This window comes from Acidaminococcus sp. CAG:542 (genome assembly GCF_000437815.1).
GTDB lineage: Bacteria > Bacillota > Negativicutes > Acidaminococcales > Acidaminococcaceae > Acidaminococcus.
The window spans coordinates 3,725-21,396 of sequence record NZ_FR902054.1 but is presented as its reverse complement, the minus strand read 5'-3'; the positions used below and the strand labels follow the sequence as shown (position 1 = coordinate 21,396).

Annotated in this window: 20 protein-coding genes, 1 pseudogene and 1 other annotated feature; of the genes and pseudogenes, 2 read left to right on the top strand and 19 right to left on the bottom strand. The window is 58.9% G+C overall.

Annotated elements, in window-relative coordinates; all coding sequences use genetic code 11:
- The 14 genes from QVO43_RS10130 to QVO43_RS03795 all read right to left on the bottom strand — a co-directional run.
- A partial coding sequence (locus tag QVO43_RS10130; protein ID WP_441293921.1) for a phosphorylase family protein occupies positions 1-215 on the bottom strand: 215 nt, incomplete at its 3' end.
- A gap of 4 nt (positions 216-219) precedes the next feature.
- Complete coding sequence (locus tag QVO43_RS03855; RefSeq protein ID WP_022487274.1) at positions 220-942, bottom strand: SIMPL domain-containing protein; 723 nt, start codon at positions 940-942, stop codon at positions 220-222.
- A 66-nt stretch (positions 943-1,008) separates the two neighbouring features.
- Positions 1,009-1,539, bottom strand: a complete 531-nt coding sequence (locus QVO43_RS03850; protein ID WP_022487273.1) for an RrF2 family transcriptional regulator — start codon at positions 1,537-1,539, stop codon at positions 1,009-1,011.
- A 57-nt stretch (positions 1,540-1,596) separates the two neighbouring features.
- Entirely contained in the window at positions 1,597-2,514 is a 918-nt protein-coding gene (gene trxB, locus QVO43_RS03845; RefSeq protein WP_022487272.1) for a thioredoxin-disulfide reductase, read from the bottom strand.
- Complete coding sequence (locus tag QVO43_RS03840; protein WP_022487271.1) at positions 2,511-2,837, bottom strand: thioredoxin family protein; 327 nt, start codon at positions 2,835-2,837, stop codon at positions 2,511-2,513. Before QVO43_RS03840 ends, trxB begins: the two co-directional genes overlap by 4 nt.
- A 453-nt stretch (positions 2,838-3,290) precedes the next feature.
- Positions 3,291-4,601 (bottom strand): Na+/H+ antiporter NhaC family protein, encoded by a 1,311-nt coding sequence (locus QVO43_RS03835; protein ID WP_022487270.1) that lies wholly within the window; start codon positions 4,599-4,601, stop codon positions 3,291-3,293.
- Positions 4,602-4,661: 60 nt separating this feature from the next.
- Positions 4,662-5,096, bottom strand: coding sequence for an OmpH family outer membrane protein (locus tag QVO43_RS03830; protein WP_022487269.1), 435 nt, complete (start codon positions 5,094-5,096; stop codon positions 4,662-4,664).
- Between the two features lie 134 nt (positions 5,097-5,230).
- On the bottom strand, positions 5,231-5,431 hold the full coding sequence (locus QVO43_RS03825; protein WP_022487268.1) for a heavy-metal-associated domain-containing protein: 201 nt from the start codon (positions 5,429-5,431) through the stop codon (positions 5,231-5,233).
- 42 nt (positions 5,432-5,473) lie between these two features.
- The gene (locus QVO43_RS03820) at positions 5,474-5,764 is read right to left on the bottom strand and encodes a metal-sensing transcriptional repressor (RefSeq protein ID WP_022487267.1); all 291 of its coding nucleotides are present in this window, start codon (positions 5,762-5,764) and stop codon (positions 5,474-5,476) included.
- 476 nt (positions 5,765-6,240) lie between these two features.
- The gene (gene ileS, locus QVO43_RS03815) at positions 6,241-8,985 is read right to left on the bottom strand and encodes an isoleucine--tRNA ligase (protein WP_374047536.1); all 2,745 of its coding nucleotides are present in this window, start codon (positions 8,983-8,985) and stop codon (positions 6,241-6,243) included.
- A 96-nt stretch (positions 8,986-9,081) separates the two neighbouring features.
- Positions 9,082-9,294: a binding site (T-box leader), on the bottom strand.
- A 42-nt stretch (positions 9,295-9,336) separates the two neighbouring features.
- Positions 9,337-10,119, bottom strand: coding sequence for a TrmH family RNA methyltransferase (locus tag QVO43_RS03810; RefSeq protein ID WP_022487265.1), 783 nt, complete (start codon positions 10,117-10,119; stop codon positions 9,337-9,339).
- Positions 10,116-10,775, bottom strand: coding sequence for a potassium channel family protein (locus QVO43_RS03805; protein ID WP_022487264.1), 660 nt, complete (start codon positions 10,773-10,775; stop codon positions 10,116-10,118). The genes QVO43_RS03810 and QVO43_RS03805 overlap by 4 nt, the downstream gene beginning before the upstream one ends.
- 16 nt (positions 10,776-10,791) lie before the next feature.
- Positions 10,792-12,120, bottom strand: a complete 1,329-nt coding sequence (locus QVO43_RS03800; RefSeq protein WP_022487263.1) for a TrkH family potassium uptake protein — start codon at positions 12,118-12,120, stop codon at positions 10,792-10,794.
- Between the two features lie 12 nt (positions 12,121-12,132).
- Positions 12,133-13,146 carry an alpha-hydroxy-acid oxidizing protein gene (locus tag QVO43_RS03795; RefSeq protein ID WP_022487262.1) on the bottom strand — a complete coding sequence of 338 codons (1,014 nt, stop codon included), beginning with the start codon at positions 13,144-13,146 and terminating at the stop codon, positions 12,133-12,135.
- A gap of 229 nt (positions 13,147-13,375) precedes the next feature.
- Between QVO43_RS03795 and QVO43_RS03790 the strand changes: the two genes are divergently transcribed.
- Complete coding sequence (locus QVO43_RS03790; protein ID WP_022487261.1) at positions 13,376-14,527, top strand: sodium ion-translocating decarboxylase subunit beta; 1,152 nt, start codon at positions 13,376-13,378, stop codon at positions 14,525-14,527.
- 13 nt (positions 14,528-14,540) lie between these two features.
- Positions 14,541-14,663, top strand: coding sequence for a hypothetical protein (locus QVO43_RS03785; protein WP_022487260.1), 123 nt, complete (start codon positions 14,541-14,543; stop codon positions 14,661-14,663).
- Between the two features lie 90 nt (positions 14,664-14,753).
- Here the strand turns inward: QVO43_RS03785 and QVO43_RS03780 are convergent, their stop codons facing one another.
- From QVO43_RS03780 to QVO43_RS03760, 5 genes and pseudogenes are all read right to left on the bottom strand, one after another.
- Complete coding sequence (locus QVO43_RS03780; protein WP_022487259.1) at positions 14,754-15,239, bottom strand: GNAT family N-acetyltransferase; 486 nt, start codon at positions 15,237-15,239, stop codon at positions 14,754-14,756.
- Positions 15,218-16,027: an amino acid ABC transporter ATP-binding protein gene (locus QVO43_RS03775; RefSeq protein ID WP_022487258.1), complete on the bottom strand. Its 810-nt coding sequence runs from the start codon at positions 16,025-16,027 to the stop codon at positions 15,218-15,220. The genes QVO43_RS03780 and QVO43_RS03775 overlap by 22 nt, the downstream gene beginning before the upstream one ends.
- Positions 16,024-16,743 (bottom strand): amino acid ABC transporter permease, encoded by a 720-nt coding sequence (locus QVO43_RS03770; RefSeq protein WP_022487257.1) that lies wholly within the window; start codon positions 16,741-16,743, stop codon positions 16,024-16,026. The genes QVO43_RS03775 and QVO43_RS03770 overlap by 4 nt, the downstream gene beginning before the upstream one ends.
- Entirely contained in the window at positions 16,736-17,461 is a 726-nt protein-coding gene (locus QVO43_RS03765; protein WP_022487256.1) for an amino acid ABC transporter permease, read from the bottom strand. Before QVO43_RS03765 ends, QVO43_RS03770 begins: the two co-directional genes overlap by 8 nt.
- Before the next feature lie 21 nt (positions 17,462-17,482).
- Positions 17,483-17,672: pseudogene (locus QVO43_RS03760) on the bottom strand (transporter substrate-binding domain-containing protein); the annotation flags it as partial.

The following is a 17,672-nucleotide window of genomic DNA, read 5'->3' as shown; positions in this document are numbered from 1 at the left end:
GCAGCAGCTGCGGCGGCGGTGCCGATCCCGGTCCGGCTCACCACTGCCTGTTGCTTCCCCAGTTTCCCGGTCCAAAAAAGGAAATCCCCCTGACGGACTTCCTGGACGTTTTCCAGGGCCTCCCGGAGCACTGCCACTTCCAGCTCCATGGCCCCCTGCAATAAAACCGGCTTTTCCTGTTGGAGAAAAGCCGGTTTTTTGTTGCTCCCTGCCATCCTGTTACTCCAGGGTCAGGGCGAACAGGGTGTCCACCTGCACGGTCACCGTCAGCGCTTTGGGCGCCAGCTGGGTGGAAGCGGCGGCACTGTCCGCCATTTCCATTTTGTTCATCCGGGCCAGGAGCACCGGCTGGGCTACCGCTATGGAACTGGAGGGAATGCTGGCCTGCCGGAGCACGCCGAGACCTCTGCCCCCGGCATTGGCCACAGCCTGGGCGGTATACCGGGCGTTTTCCACGGCCTGGCCCAGCAGCTGCCGTTTGATCAGGTCCTCATTCTGGAGGCCGAACCGGACTCCGTTCAGCCGGTTGGCGCTTTCCAGCCCCTTGTCGATCAGGTTCCCCAGCTGGTCCAGGTTCTTTTCCTTCACTTCCCAGGCCCCGTACACCTGGTAGCCGGCCAGTTTCTGGCCGCCGTTTTTCGGATATTCATACCGGGGAGACACATTGTAGCTGATGGTGGCAATATCGTCCCGGGCCACCCCCTGGGCCAGCATGCTGTTGATGAATTTCCGGCTGGCTTCTGCCCCTGCCTGCCGGACTTCTTCCAGGGTGGCGCCCTGTTTTTCAAAGGCGAAGTTCACCGTGGCCATGTCCGGATCCACGGTTTTGCTGGCGGTGCCAGTGATCTGGATGGTGTCCAGAGGCTGGTCCGCAAAGGCCGGTGCTGCATGGAGACTGAAAGCCAGGACAGCTGCTGCCAGGAATGCTCCGATTTTTTTCATAGGATCACCTCATAAGAAAATTGTGAACATCGATATTATACCACACTTTTGCAGAAAAATGACCGGTCAGTCACAAGTTTCCTGTTGTTTTTGTTTTTCTCCGGCGGACTCCTCCTCCAGAGCCTTCTGCCAGGCCGGGCAGTCCCCGCTGATGGCCCCGTGGCATTCCTTCTGGCTGTGGCGCTGGGTTTCCACGATTTCTTCCGTTACATCCCCCAGGGTGATCCCCTTCAGATGATCCATGCACAGCCGGTCCAGTTCCCGGTACAGGGAATCGAACACGGAAGACATGCCGCTGGAGATGAAGCAGTTGTTCTCCTCGTTGCCGCTGCGCCATTTGGTATCCACGAACACCGTGCCCATGCCCTGGGCGATTTCATACAGGGAGACCTTTTCCAGTCCTTCGCAGGGGCAGTAGCCCCCCACATGGCCTTCCCGGGTGGTGATGATCCCCATTTTCTTCAGTTTGCCCATGATCTTCCGGACCCGGGCCGGATTGGTGCAGATGTTTTCGGCCAGTTCCTCGCTGGACGCCAGGCACCCCCGGTGGGACAGGTAGACCAGCGCATGGACGGCCACAATAAAATCACTTTTCATAATTGCTCGCAAAGCAGGCCGGACTGTGCCAGCCTGCTTCCCTCCTCTTGTATTCCTTTATTTTTCGTTGAGATATTCCTCGGCGAAATGGACGGCCACGGCCCCATCCGCTGCTGCGGTGATGATCTGGCGCACGGCCTTGGTCCGCACATCCCCTACGGCGAACACCCCGGGGACGGAGGTTTTGGTGTCTTCCCCCGCCACAATGTAGCCGTTTCTGTCCGTTTCCACCTGGCCCTTCACCAGGTCGTTTTCCGGCAGCTGGCCGATGGCCACAAAGAGCCCGTCCACCGGCAGGACGGATGTTTCTCCGGTCTTCACGTTCTTCAGTTTCAGCCCGGTAAGCTTCTTGTCCGCCTGGAGCCCGGCAACCACACTGTTCCAGATAATCTCCACCCCGGCATCCTTCAGCCGCTGGAGATAGACGGGAGTGGCCCGGAGGGTATCCCGGCGGTGGATCAGGTATACCTTGCTGGCCAGTTTGGCCAGGTACAGGGCGTCCCCTACGGCCGTATTGCCCCCGCCGTTCACCGCCACCACCTTGTCCTTGTAGAAGCTGCCGTCACAGGTGGCGCAGTAGGCCACACCCCGGTTCACCAGGCCGTCCTCCTGGGGGATCCCCAGTTTCCGGGGATGGGCCCCGGTAGCCAGGATCACCGTCCGGCCCAGGAAAGTGCCTTCGGAAGTTTCTGCCACTTTGGGGTTGGCGGAAAGGTCCAGCTTGGTCACTTCCGCATACACCGTTTCCGCACCGGCCTTTTCCGCCCCTTCCTGCATCCGTTCTCCCAGTTCGAAGCCGTCCACCACTCCCGGGAATCCGGGATAGTTTTCCACATCGCTGGTGGTGGCCATCTGGCCTCCGGGAGAGAGTTTTTCCAGCACGGCGGTGGAAAAGCCGCTCCGGGCCCCGTAAAGAGCCGCCGTATAGCCTGCAGGGCCCCCGCCGATGATCAGGATGTCATAGATTTTGCTCATAATACCCCTTTCTCCTGGAGCCAGGTCTTCACCGCCGCCTTGGAAGGCGGGTTCACCAGCAGTTCGCTGCACTGGCCTTCCTTCACCAGCATCAGGCTGGGGATGGTTTCGATCTTGAACTGTTCCGCCAGTTCCCGTTCTTCGTCGATGTTCACGGCCCCGAAAGAAACCTTGTCGGCGATTTCCATGGCCAGCTGGCCCAGAGCCGGTTTCAGCCGTTTGCAGTAGCCGCACCAGGGGGCGGAAAAGCCCACCACCATGGGTTTGCTGCTGTGGAGCACCTCTTTGTCAAAATTGTCTTTGGTAATATGTAAGAAATCCATAAGAATAACCTCCTTGAAGGACCCGTTGGGATCTGTGATACTGTAATTTTAGCAAATACAGTTAAGAAAGTCAAGAGGGGGATGTTGCACATAACGTGCAACACCCCCCTGGTCGGAAGTCAACAGTCATCGGACGAAGGAAGGAATCTGCAACTGCAGGTTCCTGTGAATGGAAACGCCGCCTCCGGCGGCTAACCCACCACCATTGCGCAAGCGCAACGGTCCCCCGCCCTTGTAAAGGGCGGATAATGAGTACTCGGGATTATGCACTTGTACTGAAAAAGCAATGGGCGTCAGCCCGAGCGTATATCCGCCCTTTTCAAGGGCGGGGGACCAGCCGCCAGACTGGTGGTGGGTTAGCAGCGTTAGGCTGCGTTTCCCTTCCAGGAACCCGTTCCCGGGTTCCTTCCTTCGTCCGCTGACCGCTGACAGGATGCAGCCCCCGGCAGCCTTTTATTTCCCCTCATGGGTCCCCAGCTGGATGGTCACGCAGGCGGCGATCAGCAGGGCGTACACGTAGTAGCAGTACTTCATTACGTCCAGGGGCGAAGTGCCTGCCAGCTGGGTGACGATGAGCATGCCTCCGTCGTGGGGCATGACGCACAGGAAGCTGCAGGCGAAAATGTCTACCAGGCTGGCCAGCCGTTTGGGCGCGATGTCATACTTCTTCCCGATCACCTTGGCAATGGGACAGGTGACGATAATGGCAATGGTGTTGTTCACCATGGCAGCGGACAGGAGCCCGCTCAAAAGCCCGATGCCGTATTCCGCCCCTTTCCGGCCGTGGATCCAGCCGGTGATCTTCCCCACCAGCCATTCCACGCCCCCGTAGTACCGGACCAGGCCGATGATCCCGGACACCAGGATGGCCACCATGCTGATGGAGAACATGTCCGCCATGCCATCTCCCAGCCCCTTGGCCCAGCCGAAAATGTCCACGGTGCCCTGAAGGAGCCCGATGCACCCGGTAAGGAGGATCCCCCCGAAGAGCACCAAAGCCACGTTGATCCCCATCAGGGCCAGCACCAGCACCACCACATAGGGCAGCACCTGGAGCAGGTTGTAATCCCCCACCTGGATGCCTCCCTGGACCTGGCCGCTGACCAGGTAGAACAGCACCAGGCTCACCAGGGCTGCCGGCAGGGCAATGGCAAAGTTCATCCGGAACTTGTCCTTCATTTTGGATCCGCACCCTTCCGCCGCCGCAATGGTGGTGTCAGAGATCATGGACAGGTTGTCCCCGAAATAAGAGCCGCAGATCACCGCAGCGCACACGGCGGCCGCGTTGAGTCCCGCCCCCTGGGCCACCCCGATGGCCACCGGAGCCATGGCGGCAATGGTGCCCATGCTGGTGCCGATGGCAGTGGAAATGAAGCAGCACATCAGGAACACCCCGGGAATCAGGAAGGACGGCGGCACGAACTGGAGACAGAAATTCACCACGGAAGTCTTCCCCCCGATGGCAGCCGCTGCCCCCTGGAACCCCCCGGCCAGGAGATAGATCAGTACGATCATCATCACCCCGGAATCTCCCATGCCGGTGCAGAAGACTTTCAGTTTTTCATCGATGGGGCCCTTTTTCCACAGCATAAAGGCCACCAGGGTCCCGGCCAGAAGGGCCACGTGCCGGGGCAGGAAGCTGAAGGGCTTGGGGATCCCCAGCAGGGTAAAGGCCAGCCCGCAGCCGATGTACAAAGCCAGGAAGACAATGAGGGGCAGGAAGGCCACACCCCCCAGGTTGCGGCTGTCGTCATTTTGGTTCATTGTTTTTTCCTTTCCAAATGCAAAAAAGGTGCTGCCAGGCAGCACCTTTTCGTGTCCGATTTATTTTGCTCCTACGGCCTTCATCACATCGTTGGTGATGTCCACGCCGCCGTCAACTACGGCACCGGCGCTGAGAACCGTGTTGATGCCCTTTTCCTTGGCCACTTTGTGGACTGCGGTCAGGATCTTCTTCCGGATAGGATCGAACAGATCCTGTTCTCTCTTGGCAATCCGTTCGGTCAGGGTGTTGTCCAGGGCCCGTTTGCCGTTATCGTCCAGGCTGGGGGCCTTTTCCTGGAATTCCTTCTGGGCGTTCTGCTGTTCCAGGCTCATGGCAGCCCGGGCAGAGGCGAAATCAGGATGGTGGGAGAATACGGTATTTAAATCCACATAACCGATGGTTTCGGCAGCATAGGCCGTAGCCGGAACCAGGGCGCCAGAGCAGCCAACGCACACCAGCAGGGCCATAACCAGGGCCATCAATTGCTTTTTCACTGAAAATCATCCTTTCTTCTGTAAGAATCCTTCTAAAGCAACAGCGAATCTAACAGGAGTCATTATATCATGAGTGGTTTTCGGACGCAAGCGAAAAAGGGGGTGTGGATTTTCCACACCCCCGGCCCCGGCTCTCACGCCAATTCATACCCTGCTTCTTCGATGACCTTCTTGAATTCATCCTGGGGGATGTCCCGGTCAGCGGTCACTTTGGCAGTGCCTTTTTCCAGGTTGACGTCCACACTGGATACGCCGGCCATGGCGGCCAGGGCATCATGGACGTGTTTCTGGCAGTTGACGCACATCATTCCATTGACTTTCAGTTCTTTTTCCATTACAGTTCCTCCTTCAATTTCCACAGGCAGTACGCCGTTTTTTCATTTCATCAGTTTCTGCAGGGTTTCGCACAGTTCGTCCACTACAGAATCGTCCCCGGCCCGGATGTCGTTGACCACACAGCTTTTGATGTGGTTGGCCAGGAGCTTTTTGTTGAAGGCATTGAGGCCGCAGGTGATGGCACTGACCTGGGTCAGGATGTCCACACAGTACCGGTCTTCTTCCAGCATTTTTTTCACTCCCCGCACCTGGCCTTCAATCCGGTTCAAACGGGTGATCAGGTCCTGATAATCCTTCCCATTCTTGTCCCGCATTGTCTTCAGATGTTCCATGGTACTATACCTCCGTTACGTATATTGTAGCCATGGAAAAAGGGATTGTCAAGTGACAATCCCTTTTTGGTCAGCAACCGATGGAAGCCAAACGCAAATGCGTTTGGCCACGATGGGAAACGCCGCCAAGGCGGCTAACCCACCACCATTGCGCCAGCGCAACGGTCCCCCGCCCTTGTAAAGGGCGGATAAAAACTCGGGACATAAAGTCCCTCGTTTTGAGGTACGCGCAATCCTTCATTTCAGGGTATGCAGACTTGCTGCCCTGGTGCCCCAAGCAATGGGCCGGAGGCCCGAGCGTATATCCGCCCTTTTCAAGGGCGGGGGACCAGCCGCAAGGCTGGTGGTGGGTTAGCAGCCCCCGGCTGCGTTTCCATTCATCACCATCTGCCCCGGGCAGATGGAACGCCAAACGCCTGCCGCGTTTGGCCTCATCCGGCCATTGACCATTGACTATTGACTATTGACAACCAGTGTCACTCCACCGCCTCACAGCACTTGGCACACAGGGTGGGATGCTTGGGATCCTGGCCTACGGTCTTGCTGTAGCACCAGCACCGTTCACATTTCTCCCCTTCGGCAGCTTCCACCAGCACCTTCAGGTCGTCCCGGCCGGTGGCTTCCCCGGCGTCGGTGAGCCCTTCGTGGACTTCCGCCTGGGACACGATCAGGAGCGCCGGCAGATCCTTTTCCACGGCCTTCAGTTCCGCCAGGGCATCCCCGGTGGCGAACAGTTCCACCTTGGCATCCAGGGAATGGCCGATGGTCTTGGCCCGGCGGGCCCCTTCCAGCACCTTGGTGATTTCACCCCGGATGGCGATGAAGGCATCCCATTTGGCCTTCAGGTCTTCCTTCACATATTCCGGATGGGCCTGGGGCCAGGGCAGCATCTGCACGCTCTGGGGAGCATCAGCCGGTTTGTTCATATACTGGTACACTTCTTCCATGGTGAAGCTCAGCACCGGCATCAGCATCACCATCAGTTCCCGGAGGATCTGGGTCATGGCAGTCTGGGCGGACCGGCGGGCCTTGCTGTCCTTCCGGCTGGTGTACAGACGGTCTTTGATGATGTCCAGATAGAAGGAGCTCATGTCCACGGTGCAGAAATCGTGGATGGCATGGAACAGCACGTGGAAGTCGTAGGTTTCATAGGCTTCGGTCACGTCCTTCTTCAGGGCTTCGAAGCGCATGAGGGCCCACTGGTCCAGTTCTTCCATGTCGGCAAAGGCCACCTTCTGGGTTTCATAATCGAAATCATGGGTGTTCCCCAGGATGTACCGGATGGTGTTCCGGACTTTCCGGTAGGCTTCCGCCAGCTGCTTCAGGATCACCGGGGAGATCCGCACATCCTGCTTGTAGTCGGAAGAAGCCGCCCACAGCCGGACGATATCCGCTCCGTACTGATCGATGACTTCCTGGGGCACCACCACGTTCCCCAAGGATTTGGACATTTTCCGGCCTTCCCCGTCCAGCACATAGCCGTGGGTCAGCACGCTCCGGTAGGGAGCCTTGCCGGTGACGGCCACACTGGTCAGAAGGGAGCTCTGGAACCAGCCTCTGTGCTGGTCACTGCCTTCCAGGTACATGTCCGCGGGCCAGCTCAGTTCCGGACGGCGCTTGCATACCCCCATGTGGGAGGAGCCGCTGTCGAACCACACGTCCATGATGTCCTTTTCCTTCCGGAAGTGGGTGCCCCCGCATTTGGGGCATTTGGTCCCTTCCGGCAGCAGTTCTTCGGCGGTGTGGTTCCACCAGGCGTCGCTGCCTTCTTTATCGAAAATGGTGGCGATCTTTTCCACCGTGTCTTCGTTGATCAGAGGTTCCCCGCAGTCTTCGCAGTAGAAGATGGGAATGGGCACGCCCCAGACTCTCTGCCGGGAAATGCACCAGTCATGCCGGTCGGCCACCATGTTGTGGATCCGGGATTCCCCCCAGCTGGGGATCCACTGGACGTCTTCGGAAATGGCCTTCAGGGCTTCATCCCGGAACCCGTCCACGGAAGCGAACCACTGCTCGGAAGCCCGGAAGATAATGGGGTTCTTGCAGCGCCAGCAGTGGGCGTACTGGTGATGGATGGTCTTTTTGCCCAGGATGGCGTTCTGTTCCGCCAGATGTTTGATCACCAAGCCGTTGCTGTCAAAGACGAACTTGCCTTGGAACAGTTCCCCGGCTTCTTCAGTGAAGCAGCCCTTCTGGTCCACCGGGCACAGGATGGGCAGCTTGTATTTCAGACCGGTGAGATAGTCCACGTCCCCATGGCCGGGAGCCGTATGGACGCAGCCGGAACCGGCTTCCTTGTCCACATAGTCAGCCAGCACCACCAGGGATTTCCGGTGGTTGTATTCCGGGAAGGGATGTTCGCATTCCGCATATTCAAAGGCACGGCCTTTGGTGGTCCCCAGCACAGGGCCGAATTCCACCCCGCATTCCTGGGCCACTTTGTCCACCATATCGGCGGCCATGATCAGCACTTCCCCGTTGTATTCCACCCAGGCATAGTCAAAGTCCGGGTTCAGGGCCACAGCCACGTTGGCAGGAATGGTCCAGGGGGTAGTGGTCCAAATCACCATATAAGCTTTTTTGCCCTTGGCGGCTTCCGGAGTCAGCCCGTTGTCTTTTACCAGCGGCATCTTCACGAAAATGGTGGGCGTCTTCTGGTCGGCGTATTCGATTTCCGCTTCGGCCAGGGCAGTTTCGCAGTGAGGGCACCAGTATACGGTCTTCTTCCCTTTATAGATGTAGCCCTTGTTGGCCATGGTGCCGAACACCCGGATCTGTTCCGCTTCGAAATGAGGATCCAGGGTTACATAGGGATGGTCCCAGTCGCCCAGCACACCCAGCCGTTTGAAGTCCTTCCGCTGGGTGTCGATCCACTGGAGGGCATATTCCCGGCACATTTTCCGCAGTTCCACCGGGGACAGCTTGTGACGGTCCACCCCGGTGGCCTTCAGGCAGGCATGTTCGATGGGCATGCCGTGGGTATCCCAGCCGGGGACGTAGGGGGTGTCATAGCCCTGGGCGTATTTGTATTTGATGATGATGTCCTTCAGGACCTTGTTCAGGGCATGGCCCATGTGGATCTTGCCGTTGGCGTAGGGAGGTCCGTCGTGGAGGACGAACTTCTTGTGGCCTGCATGGAGCTTCTGTTTTTCTCCATAGATATCATTTTTATACCAGAAATCCAGGAAATCCGGTTCCCGTTTGGGCAGCCCTGCCCGCATGGGGAATTCCGTTTCCGGAAGATTCAGGGTTGCTGCGTACTTGTCGTCTTTCTTGCTCACTCTTGCACACCTCCAAAAAAATAAATCCCGTCCCCCGAAAGGGACGGGACAAAAGGGCCCGTGGTACCACCCTCATGACAGCTTTGCTGCCACTCTTGTATGGGATAACGGTCATAACCCGGGTCCCCTACTGCTGGTTCAAAGACCGGCTCCAGAGTGATCTTCCGCAAAAGGCCTCCTGTCCGGGCTCCCACCCTCCCCGGATCGCTGTACCAGCCAGAAGCGTACTGTCTCTGTCATCGCCTGTTGGTTTGAAATTCGTGTTTATTATACACTTCTTAGACCCGGTGGTCAACTGGAAAAGGAGCGGGCCGCCTGGAACATTACGATGCCCCCGGCTACAGCCACGTTCAGGCTTTCCGCCTGGCCGGCCATGGGGATCTTCACCTTCTGGTCCGCGGCTTTGAGGAGCTCCGGGGACACCCCTTCCGCCTCGCTGCCCAGCACCAGGGCGGTCTTGGCCGGCCACTGGAGCTTCGTCATGTCTTCCGCCCCTTCCAGGGCCGTGGCCCACAGGGCGTATCCGTTTTTCCGGCACCAGGTTTCCAGGTCCGCCGGCTCCACCCCGGTAAGCACCGGCAGGTGGAACAGGGACCCCATGGTGGACCGGACCACCTTGGGATTGTACAGGTCCGCCGTATCCTTCAGCAGCACCACCCCGGCGGCCCCCAGGGCATCGGCAGTGCGGATCAACGTCCCCAGGTTCCCCGGGTCCCGGATCTGGTCCAGCACCAGCACGAATCCCCGGTCCGGGGCAAAATCCCCCAGGTCCCGGGGCCGGATCTCCACCAGGGCCGCCACACTCTGAGGGTCTTCGGTGGCGGTGATCTTCTGGAGCACCGGCAGGGGCACTTCATACCAGGGCAGGCTGCTTTCTTCCGCCTTTTGTTCCCAGCCTTCCGGCAGCCGGGTAAAGAACAGGGCCCGGATATTCCATTGGGAAGCCAGGGCTTCTTCCACTGCCCGTTTCCCTTCCAGCAGGAACAGGCCTTCCTTCTGGCGGTATTTTTTCATTTTCAGGGAAGCCGCCCGCTTCACCAGGTCATTCTTCAACGATGTCAGGGTACTGATCATATGCCGTCCTCCAGGGCTTCCACACTTTTCCGGCTGCCGATGACCACCAAAAGGTCCCCTTCCGCAAGGGGCTTGGTGGGTTCCAGGGTCATTTCCGTGGAGCCGTCCTGGTGTTTGATGGCCACCACGTTCACCTGGTACTTCCGGCGCACGTCCATTTCCGCCAGGCTTTTCCCAGCCATTTTGGGGCTCAGGTTCACTTCCATCAGGCAGATGTTGTCGGACAGTTCCACAAAATCCAGGATATTGGTGTAGGCCAGGTTGTGGCCCACCCGGCGTCCCATGTCCCGTTCCGGATAGATGATCTTGGTGGCTCCCAGCTTCTTCAGCATCTTCCCGTGGATGGGATTGGAAGCCTTGGCCACAATGGTCTTCAGCCCCGCTTCCCGGAGCAGCATGGTGGCCAGCAGGCTGGGTTCCAGGGTGCCGATGGCCACGATCCCCACGTCGAAATTCCGGATCCCCAGGCTGTTCACCGTCTTTTCGTCGATTACGTCGCAGACCACCGCATGGGTCAGTTTGTCCGCCATGTTTTCCACCACATCTTCATTGTTGTCCACGCCCAGGACCTCGTGACCCAGGGCAGTGAGGGTTTCCGCCACACTGCTGCCGAACCGGCCCAATCCCCAGACGATAAATTGCTGTTTGTTTTTCATGATATCCCCATAACTCCTAACCGATGATGATATGTTCCTTGGGATAATGGATGTGTCCCGAAGGTTTGTTGGCCGCCAGGGCCAGGGCGAAGGTCATGAACCCTACCCGGCCTGCATACATGGACAAAATCAGGATGATCTTGCTGGCGGTGCCGATATGCTGGCTGAGCCCGGTGGACAGCCCCACCGTGGCATAGGCGGACACCACTTCGAAAGCCGCCGCCAGAAAGCTGGTGTCCTCCAGGCAGGTGAGGGCCAGGGTGGCAAAGGCCACCCACAGAAGGGACAGGCTGGTGATGGCGAAGGCCTGGAACAGGGTCTCCTCCCCGATCCGCCGTCCGAAGATCTCACATTCGCTTTTGCCCCGGACCACCTGCCAGATGTTCAGCAGCAGCAGGGCAAAGGTGGTGGTCTTGATGCCGCCCCCGGTGGATGCCGGGGATGCCCCGATGAACATGAGGAAAATGGTGAGGATCATGGTGGGCACCCGGAGGCTGTTCAGGTCCACGGAGTTGAACCCGGCGGTCCGGGGGCTCACCGACTGCATGAAGCTGGCCCAGAAGGCATCCCCGGTGCTGAGGCTGCCCAGGGTGGCAGGATTCCGGCTTTCCAGCAGAGCGAACCCGATCATCCCGATGGCGATCAGCAGCCCGGTCACTGTCAGCACCATTTTGCTGTGGAGCTTCAGCCGCTGGAAGTTCCGTTTCTGGAGCACGTCCCGCATCACCGCGAACCCCAGGCCCCCCAGGATGATCAGCAGGCCGATGGACAGGTTCACCACCGGATCCCCCACAAAAGCCGTCAGGCTCTGGTAGTGGCCGAACAGGTCGAACCCGGCGTTGCAGAAGGCAGACACCGCGTGCCAGTAGCCGTAGTAGATCCCCCGGAGGCCGTACTGGGGCCAGAACCGGAAGGCCAGCACCGTGCCGAAGAACCCTTCGATCACCGCCGTGTATTTGGCGATCCGCAGGCTCATCCGCACCACCCCATCCAGTTCGTCCTGGTTCAGGGAAGCCTGGATGTTCAGCCGGGATTGCAGGTCGATCTTTTTCCGCAGCAATACGGAAAACAACGTGGCGAACAGCACCAGTCCCAGGCCCCCCAGCTGGATCAGGGCGATGATCACCAATTGGCCGAAAGTAGAAAAATACGTCCCTGTATCCACCACCACAAGGCCGGTGACGCAGGAGGCGGAAGTGGCGGTGAAGAGAGCGTCCACAAAGGACAGCCCTGCCCCTTCCCGGCCGGCAAAGGGCAGCATCAGCAGCAGGGCCCCGGCCAGGATCAGCCCGGCGAAAGTCAGGGCGATCAGCTGGGAAGGGGAAAAATGTCTAATCTGGTTCAAAGCCCCTCCACCTTATTTCCGGACCATTTCCGAAGAGATTTCCTTCAGGGAAGCGGCGCCGCACATTTCCATGGTGTCCGCCAGTTCCGCCCCCAGTTTGTCCGCCAGGAGTCTGGCGCCTTCCTTGCCGCCCCCATAGACCGCGTTCACAAAGGGACGGGCAATGAGCACCGCGTCAGCCCCCAGTGCCAGGGCCTTGAACACATCCACCCCGCTGCGGATGCCCCCGTCCACAAAGATCTTCATGGTGCCGCCTACGGCCACGGCGATTTCTTCCAGCACTTCCGCCGTTGCCGGGCTCTGGTCCAGCACCCGGCCCCCGTGGTTGGAGACAACGATGGCAGAAGCACCGGCTTCCCGGGCCTTCAGGGCCCCCTTCACGCTCATGATCCCCTTGATGATGAAGGGCAGACCCGCGTCTTTGATGATGGCTTGCATTTCTTCCACGGATTTGCTGCCCGCAGGGGGGACGAAGTTCTTCAGGAAGGGCAGCCCGGCCGCATCCACGTCCATGGCCACGGCAAAGGCCCCGGATTGTTTCACCAGGTCCATTTTTTCAGCGATCATCTGGGCGTTCCAGGGTTTCACCGTGGGCACCCCCATCCCGCCGCAGGCCTTGATGGCAGCGGTGGCTCCCTGCATCACCTGGGGATCCATCCCGTCCCCGGTAAAGGCGGCGATGCCCGCTTCCGCGCACCCGGGCACCAGTTCCGCATTGTAGGTCACATCATTGTATTTGTCGCTGTAGTGCATGGCCACAGCCCCCACCGGACCGGCGAAAATGGGATATTTGAAGGTCCGTCCGAACAGTTCGATGGAAGTGTCCACCGGCCGTTTTTCGCAAAGGGTATCCATCACCACACGGATGTCCTGCCATTTGGCGTAGTTCCGGATGGCCGTATCCCCCACTCCTTTGGCTCCGGGCCCGGGAATGGTGTTCCGGCAGGCAACCCCGTTGCACACCGGGCAGCCCTTGCATTTACCCAGACATTTTCTGGCATTTTCCATAACTTCCTTGAAATCCATATCTGTCACTCCCCTGTAGTAGGAGGCACCGCCTCCAGATTCGATTCCTATTATACCACACTTCCCCCTTGCGCTCCCCCTCAAAATACGCTATAATACTCCTACAACTGGATAAAACCTTCCTGCGTATGGCACAGGGGCAGGAGGGATCATGAGGACCTGGCATTGAAAAATGTCCGGTCCTCTTTTTTGGTGTTCTACCTGGCACATTCTACAATGAGGTGATTGTATGTCAAACGCAAGCCAAGTACTGCAGGAACTGTTTTCCGGGGTCTTCGCCATGGGCGACTGGACCATCTGGGTCATGCTGGCCATCGGGGCCATCCTGATCTGGCTGGGGGTCCGGAAGGGCTACGAGCCGGTGCTCCTTTTCCCCATGGGGGTGGGCTGCATCCTGGCCAACATCCCCGGCCATTTTGCCGTCATGCCCACCGGGGGCGGTGAACCGGGCTTCCTTACCGTCCTGTACAACATGGGTATCGCCAACGAACTGTTCCCGGTGCTGATCTTCATCGGCATCGGCGCCATGTGCGACTTCACTCCCCTGATCCGGGCTCCCTACATGATGCTGTTCGCAGCCGCCGCCCACCTGGGGATTTTCGCCGCCACCCTCTGTGCCACCCTGGTGGGCTTCCCCTTCAACGAAGCCGCTTCCATCGGGATCATCGGCGCCGCTGACGGCCCCACCACCATTTTCGTGGCCCAGAAATTCGCCACCGAGATGCTGGCTCCCCTTACCGTCACCGCCTTCTGCTACATGTCCCTGGTGCCCATTATCCAGCCTCCTGTGGTGAAGCTGCTGACCACCAAAGAAGAACGGCGGATCCGGATGCCCTATCACGAAGAAAAGCCCGTATCCCAGACAGCCCTGTTCCTGTTCCCGCTTATGGTCACCCTGATCGCCGGGATCATCGCTCCCATTTCCGTACCCCTCATCGGGGCCCTGATGTTCGGGAACCTGCTGAAAGTGTCCGGCTGCTGCGACAGCCTGTCCAACTGTGCCCAGAATGAACTGACCAACCTGGTGACCCTGCTCCTGGGGATCACCGTAGGAGCCACCATGACCGCGGAAAACATCCTGACCCTCCAGGTGCTGAAGATCCTGGCCCTGGGTGCGGTGGCCTTCATCTTCGACACGGTGGGTGGCCTGCTGTTCGCCAAAATAGCCAACCTGTTCCTGAAAAAGAAGATCAATCCCATGATCGGGGCCTGCGGCATTTCCGCCTTCCCCATCTCCGGCCGGGTCATCGCCCGGATGGCCCTGAAGGAAGACCCCACCAACTTCATCATCCAGTCCGCCATCGGAGTGAACGTGGCCGGACAGGTGGCCAGCGTAGTAGCCGGCGGCCTGGCCATGGCCCTGATCCCGGTGTTAATGTAAAGGAGGCAGAAACATGGATTCCGTAACCGCAGCCCTGCAGCTTCTCGTCATCGCCTACCCCACCCTGTTCCTGGTCATGGCCCTGTTCGCCGGCCTGACATGGGGTCTGACGAAACTGTTTCCGGCGAAAGAATAAGGTGTGCTGCAGGAGCAGCACACCGGTCGCGGATCGCGGCCCCAAAAAGGAGGCTGCTGTACGTTCTGTGCAGCAGCCTCCTTTTTCTTCTCACATCTTCTTTTCCAAATACACCGTCTTGTGCTTCTTCCCGGGCAGCTGCTTTTCCCCGATCACCTGGAACCCCAGGTGCAGGTACATGGCTTTCAGCCAGGGATGGGTATCCGCCGTGCCCAGGGTTACCGCCGGGGCCTTCAGCTGCTTTTTCAGCACCTCTTCCTCCACCCAGTGGAGGATTTTTTTTGCGTACCCCCGATGGGCATAATCCGGGTCCGTAATGAACTGGCCGATATGGGGCAGTGCCTTGGGCCCCGGGTGCCCTCCCCAGGGCATCCGCAGGGAAATGGCGCTGATCAGCTTCTCTCCCTCGAACCACCCGTAGGTGGGCTGGGTGGCCAGCCACCGTTTTTCATCCTCCAGGGTGGCGTCCATGGCGGAAAAGCTGATGGGATACTGCCGGTCCGTCTGGTAGCTCCGGTGGAGCACATCAAAATAGATTTCCGCATCCTCCACGGTCAGCTGACGCGCGTATGCCACAGCCCATCCCCTCCTTCCTGTTCCAACACATGGCAGGCCAGGCAGCTGTTGTTCAAAAACCGGTTCAGGAACTGCCGGGTCCGCTGTTCTTTCGGGTGGCTCAGCACCTGGTCCGCCGTTCCCTGTTCCACAATCAGGCCGTTTTCCATGAAGATTACCTGATCGGCGATTTCCCGGGCAAAGGCGATTTCGTGGGTGACGATGATCATGGTCACCTTCCATTCCCGGGCGATTTTTTTGATCACCGTGAGCACTTCTCCCACCAGCTCCGGGTCCAGGGCGGAGGTGGGTTCGTCAAAAAGGATCACCTTGGGATTCATGGCCAGGGCCCGGGCGATCCCCACCCGCTGCTGCTGTCCCCCGGACAGCTGGATGGGATAATAATCCTGGAACTGGTCCATATCCACCTCGTTCAGGCAGGCCAGGGCCCGTTCCCGGGCTTCCTGCCGGCTCTTTTTCTGGACGGTCACCAGCCCCTCCATGACGTTTTCCAGCACGGTCATGTGGGAAAACAGGTTGTACAGCTGGAACACCATGGCCGTGTTCCGGCGCACCTGGAGGATCTCCTTTTTGGAGGCATGGGCCATATCCACCGGCTTGTCCTCATCCAGCTGGAGGGTCCCCCCGTCCGCCTGGCCCAGAAAGTTGATAGTCCGCAAGAAAGTGGTCTTCCCGCTGCCCGAGGGCCCCAGGATCACCGTCACGCTGCCGGTGGGCACCTCCATGCTCACATCCCGGAGCACCGTCCGGTTCCCGAATTTTTTCAACACATGTTCCAACCGGATCACAATGCATTCCCCCTTCTGAACCGGCTCAGACGAAATTCCAGCCGGTCAAACACAAATTCAAAAAATACCCCCATGGCCCAGTAAATACAGGCCACTGCCATATAGGCTTCGAAATACTGGGAGTTGTCTTCACAAAACAGTTTCGCCGCTCCGAACAGTTCAATCACCGTGATCACGAACACAATGCTGGTGCTCTTCATGGTGGACAGGAACTGGTTGGCGAAAAGAGGCAGGGCGAACACCGCCGCCTGGGGCAGGATCACCCGCCGGTAGGCCTGGAGCCAGGTCATCCCGATGGACTGGGCTGCTTCCAGCTGGCCTTCCGGGATGGACTGGAGAGCCGCCCGGAAGATTTCCGTCAGATAGGCCCCGGTGTGGAGGGTAAGCCCCACCACCGCGATCTGGAGAGCCGTCACCTTCTCCACATGGAACACCACATGGCCTTTCTGGGCCAGGGCCATCAGCAGGAGAGGCACCCCGTAATACACCAGGTACAGCAGCACCATGTTGGGCAGGCTCCGGCACACCAGCACATACAGCCGGGCCAATTGGGACAGCACCGGCACCTTCCGGATCTCCACCAGGCAGCAGATGAGGCCCAGGATGGCTCCCAGGACCACACTGGCCAAAGTCAGCCCCAGGGTCACCTTCACATAGGGAAGCACCGCCTGAAGGGCGGCCCAGAAATATTCTCCGTCCAAAAACGGTTCATTCATTGAGAGCCACCTCCTTCAGCTGGGTCTTCCGGGCCCTTTGGGCCACATTGAAATGACTTTCCACCTGCCGGCCCGCCACCGTCAGGGCAAAGATCAGGATGCCGTACAAAATGGCGGCGTCCACATACAATTCCAGATACCGCTGGCTGTTGCCCCCCATCAGATCCGCCTGGCGCATCATGTCCACGATCCCCACGTTAAAGATCAGGGCGGTGCTTTTCAGGGTACTGATGATTTCGTTCAAAAGGGGAGGAATGGACAGCACCAGGGCCTGGGGCAGGATCACCCGGCGGTATACCTGGCAGCTGGTCATCCCCAGGCTGGCGGCCGCTTCCTTTTCTCCCGGGGCCACTGCCAGGATGCTGGACCGGAGGATTTCCGCCCCATAGGCCCCCACATGGAGGACGAAGATCACCAGGATGAACAGCATGGGAGGCAGTTCATTCACATCCAGCCCCATTTTCTGCAGCAGTTCCGGCACACCGAAATACACCACGAACAGCTGGACCAGGAAGGGGGTGCTCCGGATAAAGGAAATGAACACCCGGGTCAGCAGGTTCAGTCCGGGAATCTTCTTCACCCGGATCACCGCCAGCCCCATCCCCAGGAAAATCCCCAGGACCCCGGACACCAGAGTAATGAACAGGGTCACCGGCAGATAACTGGCCAGTGTGGGGAACGAGTCCACCATGTACTGGACGCTGAAAAAACTTCCCATGCTTGCTTTCATCCTTTCTTCTTATTGAGGCTGGACCGTGTAGTCCTTGCCCAGGTATTTGATGGAAATCTGCTTTAAGGTTCCATCTTCCTTCATCTGTTTCAGTACCTTGTCGATTTTGTCCGCTACGGTCTGCATGGCCGGATCCTTCCGCAGGAGGAAGTAGGTGGGCACGGACTGCATGACGCCGCCCACTGCCTGGACCGGCAGG

Bases quoted from the DNA above. Each gene is read 5' to 3' on its own strand.
- QVO43_RS03855 (WP_022487274.1), bottom strand. From the start codon at position 942: ATGAAAAAAATCGGAGCATTCCTGGCAGCAGCTGTCCTGGCTTTCAGT.
- QVO43_RS03850 (WP_022487273.1), bottom strand. From the start codon at position 1,539: ATGAAAAGTGATTTTATTGTGGCCGTCCATGCGCTGGTCTACCTGTCC.
- trxB (WP_022487272.1), bottom strand. From the start codon at position 2,514: ATGAGCAAAATCTATGACATCCTGATCATCGGCGGGGGCCCTGCAGGC.
- QVO43_RS03840 (WP_022487271.1), bottom strand. From the start codon at position 2,837: ATGGATTTCTTACATATTACCAAAGACAATTTTGACAAAGAGGTGCTC.
- QVO43_RS03835 (WP_022487270.1), bottom strand. From the start codon at position 4,601: ATGAACCAAAATGACGACAGCCGCAACCTGGGGGGTGTGGCCTTCCTG.
- QVO43_RS03825 (WP_022487268.1), bottom strand. From the start codon at position 5,431: ATGGAAAAAGAACTGAAAGTCAATGGAATGATGTGCGTCAACTGCCAG.
- QVO43_RS03820 (WP_022487267.1), bottom strand. From the start codon at position 5,764: ATGGAACATCTGAAGACAATGCGGGACAAGAATGGGAAGGATTATCAG.
- ileS (WP_374047536.1), bottom strand. From the start codon at position 8,985: ATGCGGGCAGGGCTGCCCAAACGGGAACCGGATTTCCTGGATTTCTGG.
- QVO43_RS03810 (WP_022487265.1), bottom strand. From the start codon at position 10,119: ATGATCAGTACCCTGACATCGTTGAAGAATGACCTGGTGAAGCGGGCG.
- QVO43_RS03805 (WP_022487264.1), bottom strand. From the start codon at position 10,775: ATGAAAAACAAACAGCAATTTATCGTCTGGGGATTGGGCCGGTTCGGC.
- QVO43_RS03795 (WP_022487262.1), bottom strand. From the start codon at position 13,146: ATGGATTTCAAGGAAGTTATGGAAAATGCCAGAAAATGTCTGGGTAAA.
- QVO43_RS03790 (WP_022487261.1), top strand. From the start codon at position 13,376: ATGTCAAACGCAAGCCAAGTACTGCAGGAACTGTTTTCCGGGGTCTTC.
- QVO43_RS03785 (WP_022487260.1), top strand. From the start codon at position 14,541: ATGGATTCCGTAACCGCAGCCCTGCAGCTTCTCGTCATCGCCTACCCC.
- QVO43_RS03770 (WP_022487257.1), bottom strand. From the start codon at position 16,743: ATGAATGAACCGTTTTTGGACGGAGAATATTTCTGGGCCGCCCTTCAG.
- QVO43_RS03765 (WP_022487256.1), bottom strand. From the start codon at position 17,461: ATGGGAAGTTTTTTCAGCGTCCAGTACATGGTGGACTCGTTCCCCACA.